A 14,209-nucleotide genomic window follows, 5' to 3' on the forward strand; every position below is an offset into this window, starting at 1 on the left:
GCAGGAGGCTTCGAAACTGCTCGAATGGGTGATCGCGCGCGCCGACGAGCGGGTGCGCCGCCGCCAGGAAAAGGAAGTGTCGCGCAAGAGTGCTGTGCGCAAGCTGCGCCTGCCCGGCAAGCTCGCCGACTGCACGCAGAATGCCGCCGCCGGCGCCGAACTTTTCATCGTCGAGGGCGATTCGGCCGGTGGCTCGGCGAAGCAGGCGCGCGACCGCGCCAGCCAGGCGGTGCTGCCCCTGCGCGGCAAGATCCTCAACGTCGCCAGCGCCGGCAACGACAAGCTGGCCGGCAACCAGCAGATATCCGACCTCATCCAGGCACTTGGCTGCGGCACGCGCTCGAGATACCGCGACGAGGATCTGCGTTACGACCGGGTCATCATCATGACCGACGCCGACGTCGACGGCGCCCACATTGCCTCGCTGCTGATCACCTTCTTCTACCAGGAGATGCCGAGCCTGGTCCGCGGCGGCCATCTCTATCTGGCGGTGCCGCCGCTTTATTCGATCCGGCAAGGCGGCAAGGTCGCCTATGCCCGCAACGACGCGCATAAGGACGAACTCCTGCGCACCGAATTCACCGGGCGCGGCAAGGTCGAAATCGGCCGCTTCAAAGGACTGGGCGAAATGATGGCCGCCCAGCTCAAGGAAACCACCATGGACCCGAGAAAACGCACGTTGCTCAGGGTCGACGTCATCGACGCCGAGGCGGCGACCAAGGATGCGGTCGACGCGTTGATGGGCACCAAGCCCGAGGCCCGCTTCCGCTTCATCCAGGAACGCGCGGAATTCGCCGAGACGGAAGTGCTGGATATCTGAGCGTCTTCTGCTAGGCGAGCCACAGACGGCGGTTGTTAGTGTCCGGACATTTTCGCGAAGGATGAGCCTAAACGGTTCAGCGTTTCACGGAAACGCCGAACCGCTCTATCTTTTGTTTTGACGCAATTCCGGACGGAAAACCGTTTCACACTTTCCTGGAATTGCTTTAGGCAGCCGCGATCGCCAGCGCGTGCCCGCGTGCGTTTTCGCGCAGCGCGTCGAGGTGGATCGATTTGACCAGCCCGGCGAGATCGCTTTCGGCGGACTGCCCGCCCAATTCCTTCAGCATCAGCCAGCTGACTTCCTGGACGCCGGCGAGGCGTTTGCCATTGGCGACCTCGCGCCAGACCTTCAGCGCGCGCAGAATGATGGCGTGGGTGGCGGCGGCAAGCCCGGCGCTGCGGAACAGTGCCTGCAATGCTATGTCATGCCCGCCGGCCAGCAGCGCCCTCACCCTTTGCTCGGACTGCTGGCTGAGCGCGACCAGCGCCGAGCCAAAGAAGTCGACCTTGCCGTGCGCGATGGTGCGGATGATGAAGCTTGCGGTCAGGTCGCCGCGCAGGCGCAGATGTTCGACAAGTGCGGTATGTTCCTCTGCCCGCGTGCCTTCGATCAGCGTCACCGAAGCCTTGACACAAGCATCGCGCGTGACGCGCTCGGCCCTGGCGGCGCCCATCAGCGCCAGCACCAGCGGCGACCCCTTGAGCATCTCCCCGAGCTTGACCAGCAGCATATGCCGGCAGTCGGCGGGCAATCGGGCGTCGGCGATCAGCGCCTCGCGCACCAGAGGCAGATGGCCGTGCCGCTCGGCCATGCGGCGAAAGCTGACGGATGCGATGTCGGCGCCGCTGTTGGCGAGCAGCGTGGCGCAGGCCTCCGGCTCGCCGATTTCGGCGATCGCTGCCGCAACCGACATCGAGACGCGCGGCCGGTCGGCAATCACCTTCTGCGTCGCCTTCTGGCCGCCGGCAACCCGATCGATCAGGTCGGCATCGGTAAGCAGCGGCGACCGCGCCAGCACCAAGGCTGCGACTTCCGGCTGGTCCGAGGCCAGCGCGCTGACGATCTGCGGCGGCGCATGATGGCTCATGGAAAGCGCGTCGGCGATCGCCAGTCGCACCTTCGACGATGCGTCGTCGAGCAGCAGCGTCAACGCCGCCTCCGCAGCGCAGCGGTCCTCGAAAGGCAGGTCCGAGTCGACATAGGCGCGAGCCAGTGCGCTTGCCGCCGCGGCGCGCTCCGACACCTTTGCCGTGTGGATCCATTTCAGGAAATGCGAAACGACCATGTCGCCTGCTTACGCCCTTTGCCAGAACGCTTCTGGCCCCTGTCGAGACCGTAGGCACAAATGGTTTACGAACGGTTCACCATGTTCGTTAACTGGCTTGCGAGCCCGCTATGCAAGTCCTATCAACCCTTAAGCAGCGGAGGAGATCGACAATGGCCGGACTTTATCTTGAGGAGTTCGTTGTCGGCAATGAGTTCAAGCACACGCTGCGCAAGACCGTGACCGAAAGCGACAACATGCTGTTTTCGGTGATGACGCTGAACCCGCAGCCGCTGCATATCGATTTCGACTTCGCCGCCAAGAGCGAATGGGGCAAGCCCCTGGTCAATTCGCTGTTCACGCTTGGCCTGATGATCGGCATCTCGGTCAACGACATCACCGTCGGCACCACCATCGCCAATCTCGGCATGAAGGAGACGGTATTTCCGCACCCCGTCTTCCATGGCGACACCATTCGCGTCGAGACCACGGTGGTTTCGGTGCGCGAATCCAGGTCGAAACCGGACCGCGGTATCGTCGAGTTCGAGCACCGCGCCTATAACCAGGACGACGTGCTGGTTGCCAAATGCACGAGGCAAGCCATGATGATGAAGAAGGCATAACCGATGCGTTCACTGCTCTTCGTTCCCGGCGATTCGGAAAAGAAGCTGGAAAAGGGCTTTGGCGTGGGCGCCGACGTGATCATCGTCGATCTCGAGGATTCGATTGCCGCGAAGAACAAGGATCTGGCGCGCGACACAGCGGCGCGTTTCATCGCCGAGCACAGGCACCGAACCAACTCCGTGATCTATGTGCGCGTCAATGACCTTTCGACCGGACTGACCGACGACGATCTGGCGGAGCTCGTGCCAGCAAAACCAGACGGCATCATGCTGCCTAAGTCGAGCGGCGGACTGGATGTCCAGCATCTCTCGGCCAAGCTCAGGGTGCACGAAGCTGAAAGCGGCTTGCCGGATGGAGCTATAAAGATCCTGCCGATCATCACAGAAACGGCCGCAGGCGTCTTGGCCGCAGCGACCTACGCCCGTGCAAGCGCGCGGCTTGTCGGCCTCACCTGGGGCGCGGAAGATCTGTCGGCGGCAATCGGCGCGCGCGCCACGCGCGACGAGAACGGCCGCTACACGGATGTATTCCGCCTCGCCCGCACCATGACCATGCTCGCCGCAAGTGCCGCGGAAGTCGCGGCAATCGACACCGTCTTTCCGGACTTTCGCGACATGGCCGGTTTCGAGGCCGAATGCGCCGAGGCCGAGCGCGACGGTTTCACCGGCAAGATGGCGATCCATCCGGCGCAGGTGCCGGTCATCAACGCCGCCTTCACCCCTTCGGCGCAAGCGGTGAAAAGCGCCCTTGCGATCGTCGAGGCGTTCAAGGCGGCAGGAAATCCCGGCGTCGTCGGCATGGATGGCAAGATGTACGACCGGCCGCATCTCAAGCTCGCAGAGCGGCTCCTGGCGCGAGCCAAGGCATCGGGGCTTGATCCTTAGGGTCTGTTCCGCGCCGAATTTATCCCACCCCCGGCCCTGAATAGTCGGCATAGAGCTTTGCCGGATCGGGCCGCGGTCGTTCCGGCGCTGGTCCCTGGTAAGAGCCGATGTGGACAAAACCGACGACCCGCTCATGCGGCGCCAGACCGAGGATCGCCCTGCCCTCGGGCACGTCGGAATACCAGTTGCTGATCATGTTGGTGCCGTAGCCCAGCGCATTGGCGGCAAGCATCAGGTTCATCGCCGCCATGCCGCCGGACAGGAACATCTCCCATTGCGGGATCTTTGGATTTTCCCTGGGGATCGAGATCACGCCGATGACCAGCGGCGCCCGCGAAAAGCGCGCCAATTCCTGGTTGCGGCGGCCTTCCGGGAGCGGTCCTTCACGCTGATCGGCAAGTGCCGCCAGCTTCTTGCCGATCTCGATGCGAGCTTCGCCGCGATAGAGGATAAAACGCCAAGGCTCCAGCCGGCCGTGGTCCGGCACCCGCGAGGCGGCTGCGATCATCGTCGCGATCTCCGCATCGCCGGGCGCCGGCTCTTTCAAATCCGGGATCGGCGCGGAATTTCGGGTCAGCAGAAAATCGATGATCGGCGACGCCATGGGCGCAAGTCTCCTGGAATTTGAGCTGAAGCGCACCATCGGACATCGGGCGGCTTGGGCATTGGCGCGGGGCGCCGGACAAAGAGCCCTGTAGCAGAAGCCGACCGGACTCTTAAGCCTTGAAATTGCCACCGCCTTGGGCTTCAACGCAAGGCATGTTTGAGGGGACATTGCGTCTTTTCCTGATATGGCTCGCTGCCGCACTGTTGATGGTGCCGGTTTCGCTTGCCGTCGCCCAGAATGTGGACGGCCTCGGCGATCTGAAACTTCCCGGAATTTCGGGCTATGCGCCTCCGAAAAGCGAGACATCGCTGGCGTTGGGGAGCAGCGGGGCAATCACGCTGTCGGCGCAATTGACCGACAAGGGCGCCGACATCACGCGCGGCATCGTCTGGCGCGTCTTCAAGCCCGAATCGGCCAGCGACGGCAAGCTGCCGATGGTCGCCTCGGCTCATGGCGGCACGGCCGTATTCCAGCTCGAGCCGGGTTCGTATCTGGTCCACGCCTCCTACGGGCGGGCCGGCGCCACCAAGCGCATCACCGTCGGCAAGGAAGCCAAGCGCGAGAGCCTCGTGCTCGATGCCGGCGGCCTCAAGCTTGATGCCGTGCTGTCCGGCGGGGTACGTATACCGCCGAAGAAGCTGCGCTTCTCGATTTATGAGAGCCACGCCGCGGCCGATGGCGATCGCGCCCTGATCATACCCGATGTCGAGCCGAACAGCGTCGTGCGGCTCAATGCCGGCACCTATCATGTCGTGTCGACCTATGGTGCGGTGAACGCGGTCATCCGCTCCGATATCCGCGTCGAGGCCGGCAAGCTGACCGAAGCGACGGTCGAGCACCGTGCGGCCGAGATGACCATGAAGCTGGTGCGCGAACCGGGGGGCGAGGCGATCGCCGACACCTCCTGGTCGCTGCTGAACGAATCCGGCGATCCGATCAAGGAAACCGTCGGCGCCTTTGCCTCGATGGTGCTGGCCGAGGGCGACTACACCATCATCGCCAAAAACCGCGACCGCATCTACCAGAAGGATTTTACGGTGGTGGCCGGGCACAACCAGGACATCGAAGTCCTGGCCACCGAGGCTTCGGCCATCGATTCCGAGGAAGGCGCCGACTAAGCCGCGCCCCTCTAGGCTGCTTTGCCCGTGCGTCGCGCCAGCAACGGCACGCGGCCACGCGCCTCGACCGGCGCCAGGTCGAAGACGCCGCGCTGGAGGCGGTCGAGCAAGGCCTTGCGGTCGCGCAGCGGCTCCAGTTGGTCCCACCCCAGCGCATCGCCGACGCGCACGTCGATCGATTTGCCGGAGAGCCGCGCAAATTCATGGATGAGCAACGATGTGCGCAGCGTCAGCGAGGCCTTGCCGACGAATTTCGCGACACGCCCGTCGCGCTCGGCCATGTTCATCGGGCCGCTGACCAGATGGAATAGCCGACCGTTCTGCCCGGAAAAATGCATCGGGATGACCGATGCCTTGGCATCCTGAACGAGACGGGCCGGAAACATCTTCCACGGCAGATCGAGCGCCCGGCCAAATCCCTTCGGCGCGGTAGCCACGCCGCCGGCCGGGAAGACAACAATGGTGACGCCCTGCTTGAGCAGCCGCACCGCTTCATGGCGGACCGCCATGTTGTTCTTCAGCGCGTCCTTGGTCTCGGAAAAGTCGATCGGCAGCGAATAGGGCTCCATCTCGCGGATCTTGAGCAGATCCTTGTGGATCATGACGCGGAACGGCCGGCCGAGTTGCTCCGCCAGCGACAGCACGGCAATACCGTCGCCGATGCCGAACGGATGGTTGGCAACGATCACCAGCGGTGTATCCGGCAGGTTTGCCGGCGGCCATTGACCGGCGGTCCTCACCCGGACGTCGATCAGTTCCAGCATGCGGCTGAACACGCGCTCGCCGCTCGGCACTACGTGCCGGCGCCAGAAATCATAGAGTGCCGTGAAGCGATCACGTCCCGACAGGCCTTCGACCGAATGGATGAACCAGCGCGTCAGCGCCGGCTGATGCGGACTGGCATAGGAGAGCTCGGGAAACGGTCTGTCGCGCATCTTCAGCTTGAGCATGGGGCTCGCTACACGATTGGCGTGACAGGCATATGAAAAATGGCGGTGGATCGCTCCACCGCCATTCGTTGCTGGTCGGCCGGTTCAGGCGGCGCGGCGCCTGCGGTCAGGCGTCACCGCCTCGTCGGCAAGCAGCTTCACGGCGGCTGCGAGGCCGAGCGATTCCTGGTCGCGCGAACCGAGACGGCGGACATTGACCGTCTCTTCCTCGGCCTCGCGCTTGCCACAAACGAGGATGACCGGGACCTTGGCCAGGCTGTGCTCGCGGACTTTGTAATTGATCTTCTCGTTGCGCAGGTCGGCTTCGGCGATCAGCCCGGCCGCCTTCAGCTGCGCAACGACCTGTCGCGCGTAATCGTCGGCATCGGAGGTGATCGTCGCCACCACCACCTGCAGTGGCGCGAACCAGAGCGGGAAATGGCCGGAATAATTCTCGATCAGGATGCCGAGGAAGCGCTCCATCGAGCCGCAGATGGCGCGATGCACCATCACCGGCTGCTTCTTTTCCGAATCCGAGCCGATGTAGAAGGCGCCGAACCGTTCCGGCAGGTTGAAATCAACCTGCGTGGTGCCGCATTGCCAGTCGCGGCCGATGGCGTCCTTCAGCACATATTCGAACTTCGGCCCGTAGAACGTGCCCTCGCCCGGATTGACGCCCGTCTTGATCCGGTTGCCCGACCGCGCCGCGATCTTGTCGAGCACGCCCTGCAGCACGCCCTCGGCATGATCCCACATCGCGTCGGTGCCGACCCGTTTTTCAGGGCGGGTCGCCAGCTTGACGGTGATTTCGTCGAAGCCGAAATCGGCATAGGTCGACAGGATCAGGTCGTTGATCTTGATGCACTCGTCGGCGAGTTGTTCCTCGGTGCAGAAGATGTGGGCATCGTCCTGGGTAAAGCCGCGCACGCGCATCAGCCCGTGCAGCGCGCCGGACGGCTCATAGCGATGCACATTGCCGAATTCCGCAAGTTTTACCGGCAGATCGCGGTAGGACTTCAGCCCGTGCTTGAAGATTTGGACGTGGCCGGGGCAGTTCATCGGCTTCAGCGCAAACACCCGGTCGTCGTCGGTGTCGTCGCCAGCAACCGTCACCTTGAACATGTTGTCCCGGTACCAGCCCCAGTGGCCTGACGTCTCCCACAGGCTCTTGTCGAGCACCTGCGGCGCGTTGACTTCCTGATAGCCCTGCTCGTCGAGGCGGCGACGCATGTAATTCACTAGGTTCTGGAACATCCTCCAGCCCTTGGCGTGCCAGAACACGACCCCGGGGCCTTCCTCCTGGAAGTGGAACAGGTCCATCTCACGGCCGAGCTTCCTGTGGTCGCGCTTCTCGGCCTCCTCCAGCATCGTCTGGTAGGCTTCGAGCTGCGCCTGATCGGCCCAGGCCGTGCCGTAGATGCGCGTCAGCATCGGATTGTTGCTATCGCCGCGCCAATAGGCGCCGGCGACCTTCATCAGCTTGAAGGCGTTGCCGATCTGGCCGGTCGAGGCCATATGCGGGCCGCGGCAAAGGTCGAACCAGTCGCCCTGTGCATAGATCTTGAGGTCCTGATCCTCGGCGATGGCGTCGATCAGCTCGAGCTTGTAGCGCTCGCCCTTGTCGGCAAAGATCTTTTTCGCCTTATCACGCGACCACACCTCTTTGGTGAACGGCTTGTTGCGCGCAATGATCTCGCGCATTTTCTTCTCGATCACCGGGAAATCGTCGGGCGTGAACGGCTCGTTGCGGGCAAAATCGTAGTAGAATCCGTTCTCGATCACCGGCCCGATGGTCACCTGCGTTCCCGGCCAAAGTTCCTGCACGGCTTCGGCCAGCACATGGGCTGCATCGTGGCGGATGAGCTCCAGCGCGCGCGGGTCCTCACGAGTGATGATCTCGACTTTGCCCGATCTGCCGATCGGGTCGGAAAGGTCGCGCAGCGTGCCGTCGATCGAATAGGCAACGGCCTTTTTGGCCAGCGACTTCGAGATCGATTCCGCCAGGCCAGCGCCGGTCATCGCCGCGTCGTAATCGCGGACGGAGCCATCGGGAAATGTCAGGGAAACGGAATTCAGCATAAATTCTCCTATCCAGTCCCGCAAACGAGCGCGGGTGGTGAAATGCATGTCGCCCAAAACTGCCTAGCGGTTTTGGCTACGACATGCATCAGTAAGAGCCGGATGCGTCCGGCGGCGAGCGGTCTTTTATGGGCAGTTTTCGGCGCCGTAAAGCCGGATGTAGGTCACCTGAGGAGATTCGGCAGCTCCTTCAGGAACATCGCCCGCGTTTTGAGTCCCTTTGGCGTGTCGGAACGTTTCGTATCGACTACCAGGCGGGCAAAGACGATCTTGCGAGCATCCGTCTGCGCCCAGCCGACAAACCAGCCAAGCGAGCGCTTGTCGGCGCTGTCGCCAAGCCAGGTCGTTCCGGTCTTGCCCTGCACCGTCCAGCCGCCTGCCCGGAAGGTCGGGACAATCGCGCTGGTCATCGCATGGGCGTTGTCCGAGACCGGCAGTTTCCGCGCCAGCAGCTTACGCAGAAAATCGACCTGCTCGACCGGCGATATCTCGAGCGAAGAGTTCACCCAGGAATGGGTGAGGCCGTCATTCTTGCCGGAATTGCCGGAGACGTCGGTGTTGCCATAGTCCAATCTGGACACATTGCCGGCAAACTGTTTGCTGCCGAGCCGGCGCGTAACCTCGCCTGAGAACCAAAGGACCGAATCCCTTTCCCAGATCGTCGGGTCGACGGTCTTGCGGTCCCGCTTCGGCGCGTTGAACTCCGCCTTGTACTCCCAGCTTGGCGTGTGCTCGTCGCTCAGGATTCCAGCATCGTAGCCGATCAGCGCCAGCGGGACCTTGAATGTCGAGGCGGGACTGAAGCGCTGGTCGCAAACACCTTGCCGATACAGCGTCTCGCCGCTGGCGGCGTCGAGGATCAGCGTGCATTCGACCTCCCCAAGCGGTGCCGATTGTGCGCGGATCGGAAAACCCAACAGCCACGCCAGGACGTAGAGAACCACGGCGAAAACGAAGGGAAGACGATCTATCCGGCGCATTTGGCAATCTCTCCTGAAGGGTGTCAGGAGCGGCTTAGCGAGGCGTCTTGTCTCGATTTTGTCTTAATGCGCTATGTCCGCGCAAGCTGCGGTTAACCCTACCAGATCGTAAAAGGCGGTCCGGTTGTGTGCCGAACAGTTGCGTTCAGCTGTCCAGGTCGCCACGTTTTTTCCCGATCAGCCAGTACCGCCATGGCGTGAACCAGAGGTAGCGATCCGCCAGCACCTTAGGCACGCGGTCGATGCCGTGCGTTCCGAACGGTCCGCAGCGCAGCACCCGGAAAAATCCCATCCAGCCGCCGGCCCACAGCCCGTGGCGGGCGATCGCCTCGTGCGCGTATTCGGAACAGGTCGGCAAATGCCGGCAGGAATTGCCGACGAAGCCGGACAGCGTCAGCTGGTAGAAGCGGACGAGCGACGTGCCGAGGAGGCGGCCTGGCGTCTTGCGCCACGGGCCGGGCCAGTTGCGTCCTTGTCGAATCGGCCTGGCGCCGTGCGCATGCCGATGTTGGCCAACCACCACAGTCTCCACATCGCGTTTTCCCACACGATAGATGTGCGCATCGGGCCAGGAACGCAATGGCGTTCCGGCAATCCCATCATGGCCTGGTGCGGCGAACCGGGTAGCGGTCGGGCGTCGGCTTCCGACATACGGCGACGCCAGTCGGTGGCCTCTCCTCGCACCGATCCCTACGCGGTTTCTCGTCGTACCGTTGAAACGTCGCGATCCGCACGACATCGCCCAGAATGTTGAGAAACTGGATCATGGCAGCACTCCTTGAGCGCCGATTAGAGCGCCGCTGGCCTTGCTGTTCAAACGAGAATAACGTCCACGTCAGATAACTCTGAGTTATGCGAATGAAGCGTGGACACCTGCCCCTGACGGCTCTCAGAAGCTTCGAAGCAGCCGGTCGTCACCTGAGCTTCAGCCGTGCGGCCGAGGAGCTTTATGTCTCGCAGGCAGCGATCAGCCGCCAGATCCGCGAGCTCGAAGCCTTCCTGCGCCAACCTTTGTTCTTCCGCCATCATCGGCGCGTCGAGTTGACCGACACCGGCCGGCGGCTGCTCGACCAGTTGGTCAGAAGTTTCGAGGGCATCGACAGACTGCTTTCGAAATTGACGGCGACCCCGACGCAGTCCGTGGTCCGTGTCAGCGTCGAGCCGTCGCTTGCATCCGTATGGCTGGTGCCGCGGCTCAACCGGTTTCGCGAATTGCGACCCGATATCGACGTTTCCCTTGAGGTCGACCCGAGGTTGATAGAGTTCCGCAGCGATCAGCCCGAACTTGCCCTACGCTTCAGTGCGCACGCCACCTCATGGCCACGCAGCGAAGCCGAACAGCTTGCCGCGGTCCTCGATTCCCCAGTTCTGTCGCCGGCGCTTCTTGCATCCGGCCCAGCTCTGGAAAAGCCGATCGACCTTGGTCGCTATACATTGCTGCACGAAGAAAACCGTCAGGCTTGGGCGCGCTGGTTCGAAGCGGCCGGTGTGACCGCTGAGGCCGTGCCTGCGCGCGGCCCGATGCTCGCGGATGCTTCGCTTTCGAAGCAGGCAGCCTTGCTTGGACATGGTGTCGCACTGGGCGATCTTTTGCAGATCGGCGAAGAACTTGCGTCCGGCGCGCTGATCAAGCCTTTCGACATCGACGTCGCGTCGGGCGCCTATTGGCTACTGGCCAGAAGGCTGAATGACCTTTCCGAGCCGGCCGGGGCTTTTGCCGACTGGGTCCGGGCGGAATTCGCCGAAAGCCGGCGTTTTCTCGCCAAGGTTTAAGCCGCCTGTTCCGCCCGCTTCTTCTCAATCTGGCCTATAGCATCGACCACTGCGTCGAAGGTCAGCATGGTCGAGGCGTGGCGCGCCTTGTAGTCGCGCACCGGTTCCAGGTATTTCAGGTCGGCGAAGCGGCCTTCGGGCGGCGGGCCATTTTCCTTCAGCATCTTCAGCATCGTCTCGCGCACGCTGCGCAATTCTTCGGCGCTGGCGCCGACGACATGCTGCGCCATGATCGAAGACGAAGCCTGGCCAAGCGCACAGGCCTTCACGTCATGCGCGAAATCGCTGACGACGCCATCATCCATCTTCAGATCGACGGTCACCGTCGAGCCGCACAGCTTGGAATGTGCTCGTGCGGTTGCGTCGGGCCGGTCGAGCCGGCCGATCCGTGCGATGTTTCCGGCAAAACCCAGAATTTTCGCATTGTAGACATCGTCGATCATATTTTTCCAATCCGTCGCCGCCCAGCGAACAGCGATTGCCGCTCTGGCGTCTTCCTTTCGCTCGGCACGAACATATATAATGGCGGTAGTCGGGTATCGACAAGGCGACCACAAACCTCGTCATGCCCAATTCTGTTCACGCCACTTACGGGCTGGAAACCGGGCGAGTTTCTGACACCCGAAAGGTCGTGGTCCGTTCAACTCGTTCCTCCTGAGAGAGGAACTACGGGAGACGCCTTTATGGACGCCGTTATCAAGAAACTCATGCCGCGGTCCGCGTATATGGAAAAGCCGGTCACCGACCGGCCGAGCGAGGCCGAAGTCGAAGCCGCTGTGCGCACCTTGTTGCGTTGGACCGGCGACAATCCTGACCGCGAGGGCCTGATCGACACGCCGAAGCGCGTCACCAAGGCGTTCCGCGAAATGTTCAACGGTTATGATATGTGCCCGGCCGAGGAACTTGGCCGCACCTTCGAGGAAGTCGCAGGCTATGACGACCTCGTCCTCGTCAAGGACATATCCTTCCACTCGCATTGCGAGCATCACATGGTGCCGATCATCGGCAAGGCGCATGTCGGCTATCTGCCTGACGGCAAGGTTGTCGGCCTGTCCAAGATCGCCCGCGTCGTCGACATCTTCGCCCATCGCCTGCAGACCCAGGAAGCGATGACCGCGCAGATTGCCGGCGTCATCCAGGACGTGCTCAATCCGCGCGGTGTGGCCGTTATGCTCGAGGCCGAGCATATGTGCATGGCCATGCGCGGCATCCGCAAGCAGGGCTCCACCACGCTGACCTCGACCTTCACCGGCGTCTTCAAGGACACACCCGAAGAGCAGGTCCGCTTCGTCACCATGGTGCGCGGCGGCAGGATCTGATCGGCCTGCCGGCTTCGCTAGACAAGGACCGGCGAATGTCGGCATTGGAATTCCCGAAAGCTCCAACAGACAAGAAGGCACTCGAGGAAGGCACGGTCCTTTCACCGCGCTTCGATGCTGCCGGCCTCGTCACTGTCGTGGTCACCGATGTCGAAGACGGCATGCTGCTGATGGTCGCGCATATGAATGCCGAAGCGCTGGCGCTGACGCTCGAGACCGGCATCGCGCACTACTGGTCGCGTTCGCGCAACGCGCTGTGGAAGAAGGGCGAAACCTCGGGCAATGTCCAGCAGGTCGTCGAGATGCTCACGGATTGTGACCAGGACGCGATATGGTTGCGCGTCAAAGTGCTGGGTCATGAAGCAACTTGTCACACCGGCCGACGTTCATGCTTTTATCGGACGGTGGGGCTGAGCGATGGCAAAGGGACGCTTGCCAGCGACGGCAGCAAGCCGCTGTTCGATGCGGAAAAAACCTATCGAAAGCCCAATACACCATCAATATGAACCATTCGCAGCACTTCAGCCACGTATATTCATGATTTCGATACGGCCCGCCTGTAGGATGACCGTGGGACAAGGGAGATTGTGATGCTCGACTGGGCGTCATTGCGCAACAGACCTGACGTTCGGGAGGCCAACGGCCTCTCCTCGGCCGCAGGCGCATCCGAAACCACATCTCCGGGCAAAACAGGGATTTCGCTGGCATTGGGTGGCGGCTGTGCGCGCGGCTGGGCGCATATCGGCGTGCTGCGCGCGCTTGACGAAGCCGGCATCGAAGTGTCGATGATCGCCGGCACCTCGATCGGCGCGCTGGTCGGCGGCTGCTATGTTGCCGGCAAGCTCGACGAGCTGGAAGAATTCGCGCGCAGCCTGACCAGGCGCCGCATTTTTGGCCTTCTCGACCTCAATCTACGCGGCAGCGGCCTGTTCGGTGGCATGAAGCTCGATGCGCGGCTGCGCGAGCACATAGCCGGCATCCGCTTCGAGGACCTGCCAAAACCATTCGTCTGCGTCGCTTCGGAAATCCGCACCGGCCATGAGATCTGGCTGTCGAGCGGCTCGTTGAGCACCGCCATGCGCGCCTCTTACGCGCTGCCCGGCGTGTTCGAGCCGGTCGCCTGCAATGGGCGTGTGCTGGTTGACGGCGCCCTGGTCAATCCGGTGCCGGTCTCGGTCTGCCGTGCCTACGAGCAGCCGCTCGTGGTTGCGGTGAACCTTCACTACGATCTGTTCGGCCGCGCCGCGGTGATCAAGCATAGTGCCGGCGAGCTGGTCATCGAGAAAGACGCGCCGAGGGCCGGCCACGCCGATCCCGAACGCCAGTCGCGCGAGACGCGGCTCGGCATTACCGGCGTCATGGTCGAAGCCTTCAACATCATCCAGGACCGCATTTCGCGCGCCAGGCTGGCCGGTGACCCGCCGGACATATCGCTGCAGCCGAAGCTCAGCCATATCGGCCTGACCGAATTCCACCGCGCCGACGAAGCGATCCGTATCGGCTACCAGGCAACGATGGCGCAGATCGGCGATCTGACCCGGCTGCAGACCGTCCTCGCTTAGGCAGAGCGGTCAGCGAGCTCTCAGGCAAGCGCCGCGTCGACGATACGAAATTGCACCGTGCGGTTGCCGTTCCAGTGGTTGCCCGACAGCGAGCCGGCGACGTGCACTGGTTTGCCCCTGTTCGTGAACAGGAATTCGCCGAGCGCAGTATCGACGGCGCGAAAGGCGATCGCCTGGATGCGGCCGCCGCTTTCCGACTGCAGTTCGGTGCGGATGTGGTTGCTGCCGACCGCCCGCGCATCGACAA

15 protein-coding genes and 1 pseudogene are annotated in these 14,209 nt (G+C 62.7%); 8 read left to right on the top strand and 8 right to left on the bottom strand.

Annotated features, from left to right (window positions below):
* Positions 1 to 820, top strand: an 820-nt coding sequence (locus tag E5W70_RS17620) for a toprim domain-containing protein (protein WP_292660147.1), incomplete at its 5' end; no start/stop codon positions are given.
* 166 nt (positions 821 to 986) lie between these two features.
* Here E5W70_RS17620 and E5W70_RS17625 read toward each other — a convergent pair.
* Positions 987 to 2,108 carry a DUF2336 domain-containing protein gene (locus tag E5W70_RS17625; protein WP_292660150.1) on the bottom strand — a complete coding sequence of 374 codons (1,122 nt, stop codon included), beginning with the start codon at positions 2,106 to 2,108 and terminating at the stop codon, positions 987 to 989.
* Between the two features lie 152 nt (positions 2,109 to 2,260).
* On the opposite strand from E5W70_RS17625, the gene E5W70_RS17630 reads away from it, so the two are divergent.
* Both E5W70_RS17630 and E5W70_RS17635 read left to right on the top strand, forming a co-directional pair.
* Positions 2,261 to 2,710, top strand: coding sequence for a MaoC family dehydratase (locus E5W70_RS17630; RefSeq protein WP_292660153.1), 450 nt, complete (start codon positions 2,261 to 2,263; stop codon positions 2,708 to 2,710).
* Positions 2,711 to 2,713: 3 nt separating this feature from the next.
* The gene (locus E5W70_RS17635) at positions 2,714 to 3,595 is read left to right on the top strand and encodes a CoA ester lyase (protein WP_292660155.1); all 882 of its coding nucleotides are present in this window, start codon (positions 2,714 to 2,716) and stop codon (positions 3,593 to 3,595) included.
* Positions 3,596 to 3,614: 19 nt separating this feature from the next.
* On the opposite strand, the gene E5W70_RS17640 is transcribed toward E5W70_RS17635, so the two are convergent.
* Positions 3,615 to 4,199 (bottom strand): nitroreductase, encoded by a 585-nt coding sequence (locus E5W70_RS17640; protein ID WP_292660157.1) that lies wholly within the window; start codon positions 4,197 to 4,199, stop codon positions 3,615 to 3,617.
* A 155-nt stretch (positions 4,200 to 4,354) separates the two neighbouring features.
* Between E5W70_RS17640 and E5W70_RS17645 the strand changes: the two genes are divergently transcribed.
* Positions 4,355 to 5,320: a hypothetical protein gene (locus E5W70_RS17645; RefSeq protein ID WP_292660159.1), complete on the top strand. Its 966-nt coding sequence runs from the start codon at positions 4,355 to 4,357 to the stop codon at positions 5,318 to 5,320.
* 11 nt (positions 5,321 to 5,331) lie between these two features.
* Here the strand turns inward: E5W70_RS17645 and E5W70_RS17650 are convergent, their stop codons facing one another.
* The 4 genes from E5W70_RS17650 to yidD all read right to left on the bottom strand — a co-directional run bounded on the left by E5W70_RS17650 (position 5,332) and on the right by yidD (position 9,828).
* Entirely contained in the window at positions 5,332 to 6,270 is a 939-nt protein-coding gene (locus E5W70_RS17650; RefSeq protein ID WP_292660160.1) for a GNAT family N-acetyltransferase, read from the bottom strand.
* An 84-nt stretch (positions 6,271 to 6,354) separates the two neighbouring features.
* Positions 6,355 to 8,328: a threonine--tRNA ligase gene (gene thrS, locus E5W70_RS17655; RefSeq protein ID WP_292660163.1), complete on the bottom strand. Its 1,974-nt coding sequence runs from the start codon at positions 8,326 to 8,328 to the stop codon at positions 6,355 to 6,357.
* 164 nt (positions 8,329 to 8,492) lie between these two features.
* The gene (gene blaOXA / locus E5W70_RS17660; RefSeq protein ID WP_292660166.1) at positions 8,493 to 9,308 is read right to left on the bottom strand and encodes a class D beta-lactamase; all 816 of its coding nucleotides are present in this window, start codon (positions 9,306 to 9,308) and stop codon (positions 8,493 to 8,495) included.
* A 145-nt stretch (positions 9,309 to 9,453) separates the two neighbouring features.
* A complete protein-coding gene (gene yidD, locus E5W70_RS17665; RefSeq protein WP_292660209.1) occupies positions 9,454 to 9,828 on the bottom strand; it encodes a membrane protein insertion efficiency factor YidD in 375 nt (124 codons plus the stop codon).
* A 338-nt stretch (positions 9,829 to 10,166) separates the two neighbouring features.
* Between yidD and E5W70_RS17670 the strand changes: the two genes are divergently transcribed.
* Positions 10,167 to 11,081: a LysR substrate-binding domain-containing protein gene (locus E5W70_RS17670; protein WP_292660168.1), complete on the top strand. Its 915-nt coding sequence runs from the start codon at positions 10,167 to 10,169 to the stop codon at positions 11,079 to 11,081.
* On the opposite strand, the gene E5W70_RS17675 is transcribed toward E5W70_RS17670, so the two are convergent.
* Positions 11,078 to 11,524 carry an iron-sulfur cluster assembly scaffold protein gene (locus E5W70_RS17675; protein ID WP_023720146.1) on the bottom strand — a complete coding sequence of 149 codons (447 nt, stop codon included), beginning with the start codon at positions 11,522 to 11,524 and terminating at the stop codon, positions 11,078 to 11,080. The two genes, E5W70_RS17670 and E5W70_RS17675, sit on opposite strands and share 4 nt — an antisense overlap.
* Before the next feature lie 240 nt (positions 11,525 to 11,764).
* Here E5W70_RS17675 and folE point away from each other — a divergent pair, with 240 nt between their 5' ends.
* The 3 genes from folE (at position 11,765) to E5W70_RS17690 (ending at position 13,962) form a co-directional block, all read left to right on the top strand.
* Complete coding sequence (gene folE / locus E5W70_RS17680) at positions 11,765 to 12,400, top strand: GTP cyclohydrolase I FolE (protein WP_292660173.1); 636 nt, start codon at positions 11,765 to 11,767, stop codon at positions 12,398 to 12,400.
* A gap of 35 nt (positions 12,401 to 12,435) precedes the next feature.
* Positions 12,436 to 12,906, top strand: coding sequence for a phosphoribosyl-AMP cyclohydrolase (gene hisI, locus E5W70_RS17685; protein WP_292660175.1), 471 nt, complete (start codon positions 12,436 to 12,438; stop codon positions 12,904 to 12,906).
* Between the two features lie 84 nt (positions 12,907 to 12,990).
* Entirely contained in the window at positions 12,991 to 13,962 is a 972-nt protein-coding gene (locus tag E5W70_RS17690) for a patatin family protein (RefSeq protein WP_292660178.1), read from the top strand.
* A gap of 20 nt (positions 13,963 to 13,982) precedes the next feature.
* Here the strand turns inward: E5W70_RS17690 and E5W70_RS17695 are convergent.
* Positions 13,983 to 14,209: pseudogene (locus tag E5W70_RS17695) on the bottom strand (single-stranded-DNA-specific exonuclease RecJ); the annotation flags it as partial.

Source organism: Mesorhizobium sp., assembly GCF_005063415.1.
Lineage (GTDB): Bacteria > Pseudomonadota > Alphaproteobacteria > Rhizobiales > Rhizobiaceae > Mesorhizobium.

Excerpts from the sequence above, each read along its gene's own strand:
- E5W70_RS17625 (WP_292660150.1), bottom strand. The coding sequence starts at position 2,108 with ATGGTCGTTTCGCATTTCCTGAAATGGATCCACACGGCAAAGGTGTCG.
- E5W70_RS17630 (WP_292660153.1), top strand. The coding sequence starts at position 2,261 with ATGGCCGGACTTTATCTTGAGGAGTTCGTTGTCGGCAATGAGTTCAAG.
- E5W70_RS17635 (WP_292660155.1), top strand. The coding sequence starts at position 2,714 with ATGCGTTCACTGCTCTTCGTTCCCGGCGATTCGGAAAAGAAGCTGGAA.
- E5W70_RS17640 (WP_292660157.1), bottom strand. The coding sequence starts at position 4,199 with ATGGCGTCGCCGATCATCGATTTTCTGCTGACCCGAAATTCCGCGCCG.
- E5W70_RS17645 (WP_292660159.1), top strand. The coding sequence starts at position 4,355 with ATGTTTGAGGGGACATTGCGTCTTTTCCTGATATGGCTCGCTGCCGCA.
- E5W70_RS17650 (WP_292660160.1), bottom strand. The coding sequence starts at position 6,270 with ATGCTCAAGCTGAAGATGCGCGACAGACCGTTTCCCGAGCTCTCCTAT.
- thrS (WP_292660163.1), bottom strand. The coding sequence starts at position 8,328 with ATGCTGAATTCCGTTTCCCTGACATTTCCCGATGGCTCCGTCCGCGAT.
- blaOXA (WP_292660166.1), bottom strand. The coding sequence starts at position 9,308 with ATGCGCCGGATAGATCGTCTTCCCTTCGTTTTCGCCGTGGTTCTCTAC.
- E5W70_RS17670 (WP_292660168.1), top strand. The coding sequence starts at position 10,167 with ATGAAGCGTGGACACCTGCCCCTGACGGCTCTCAGAAGCTTCGAAGCA.
- E5W70_RS17675 (WP_023720146.1), bottom strand. The coding sequence starts at position 11,524 with ATGATCGACGATGTCTACAATGCGAAAATTCTGGGTTTTGCCGGAAAC.
- folE (WP_292660173.1), top strand. The coding sequence starts at position 11,765 with ATGGACGCCGTTATCAAGAAACTCATGCCGCGGTCCGCGTATATGGAA.
- hisI (WP_292660175.1), top strand. The coding sequence starts at position 12,436 with ATGTCGGCATTGGAATTCCCGAAAGCTCCAACAGACAAGAAGGCACTC.
- E5W70_RS17690 (WP_292660178.1), top strand. The coding sequence starts at position 12,991 with ATGCTCGACTGGGCGTCATTGCGCAACAGACCTGACGTTCGGGAGGCC.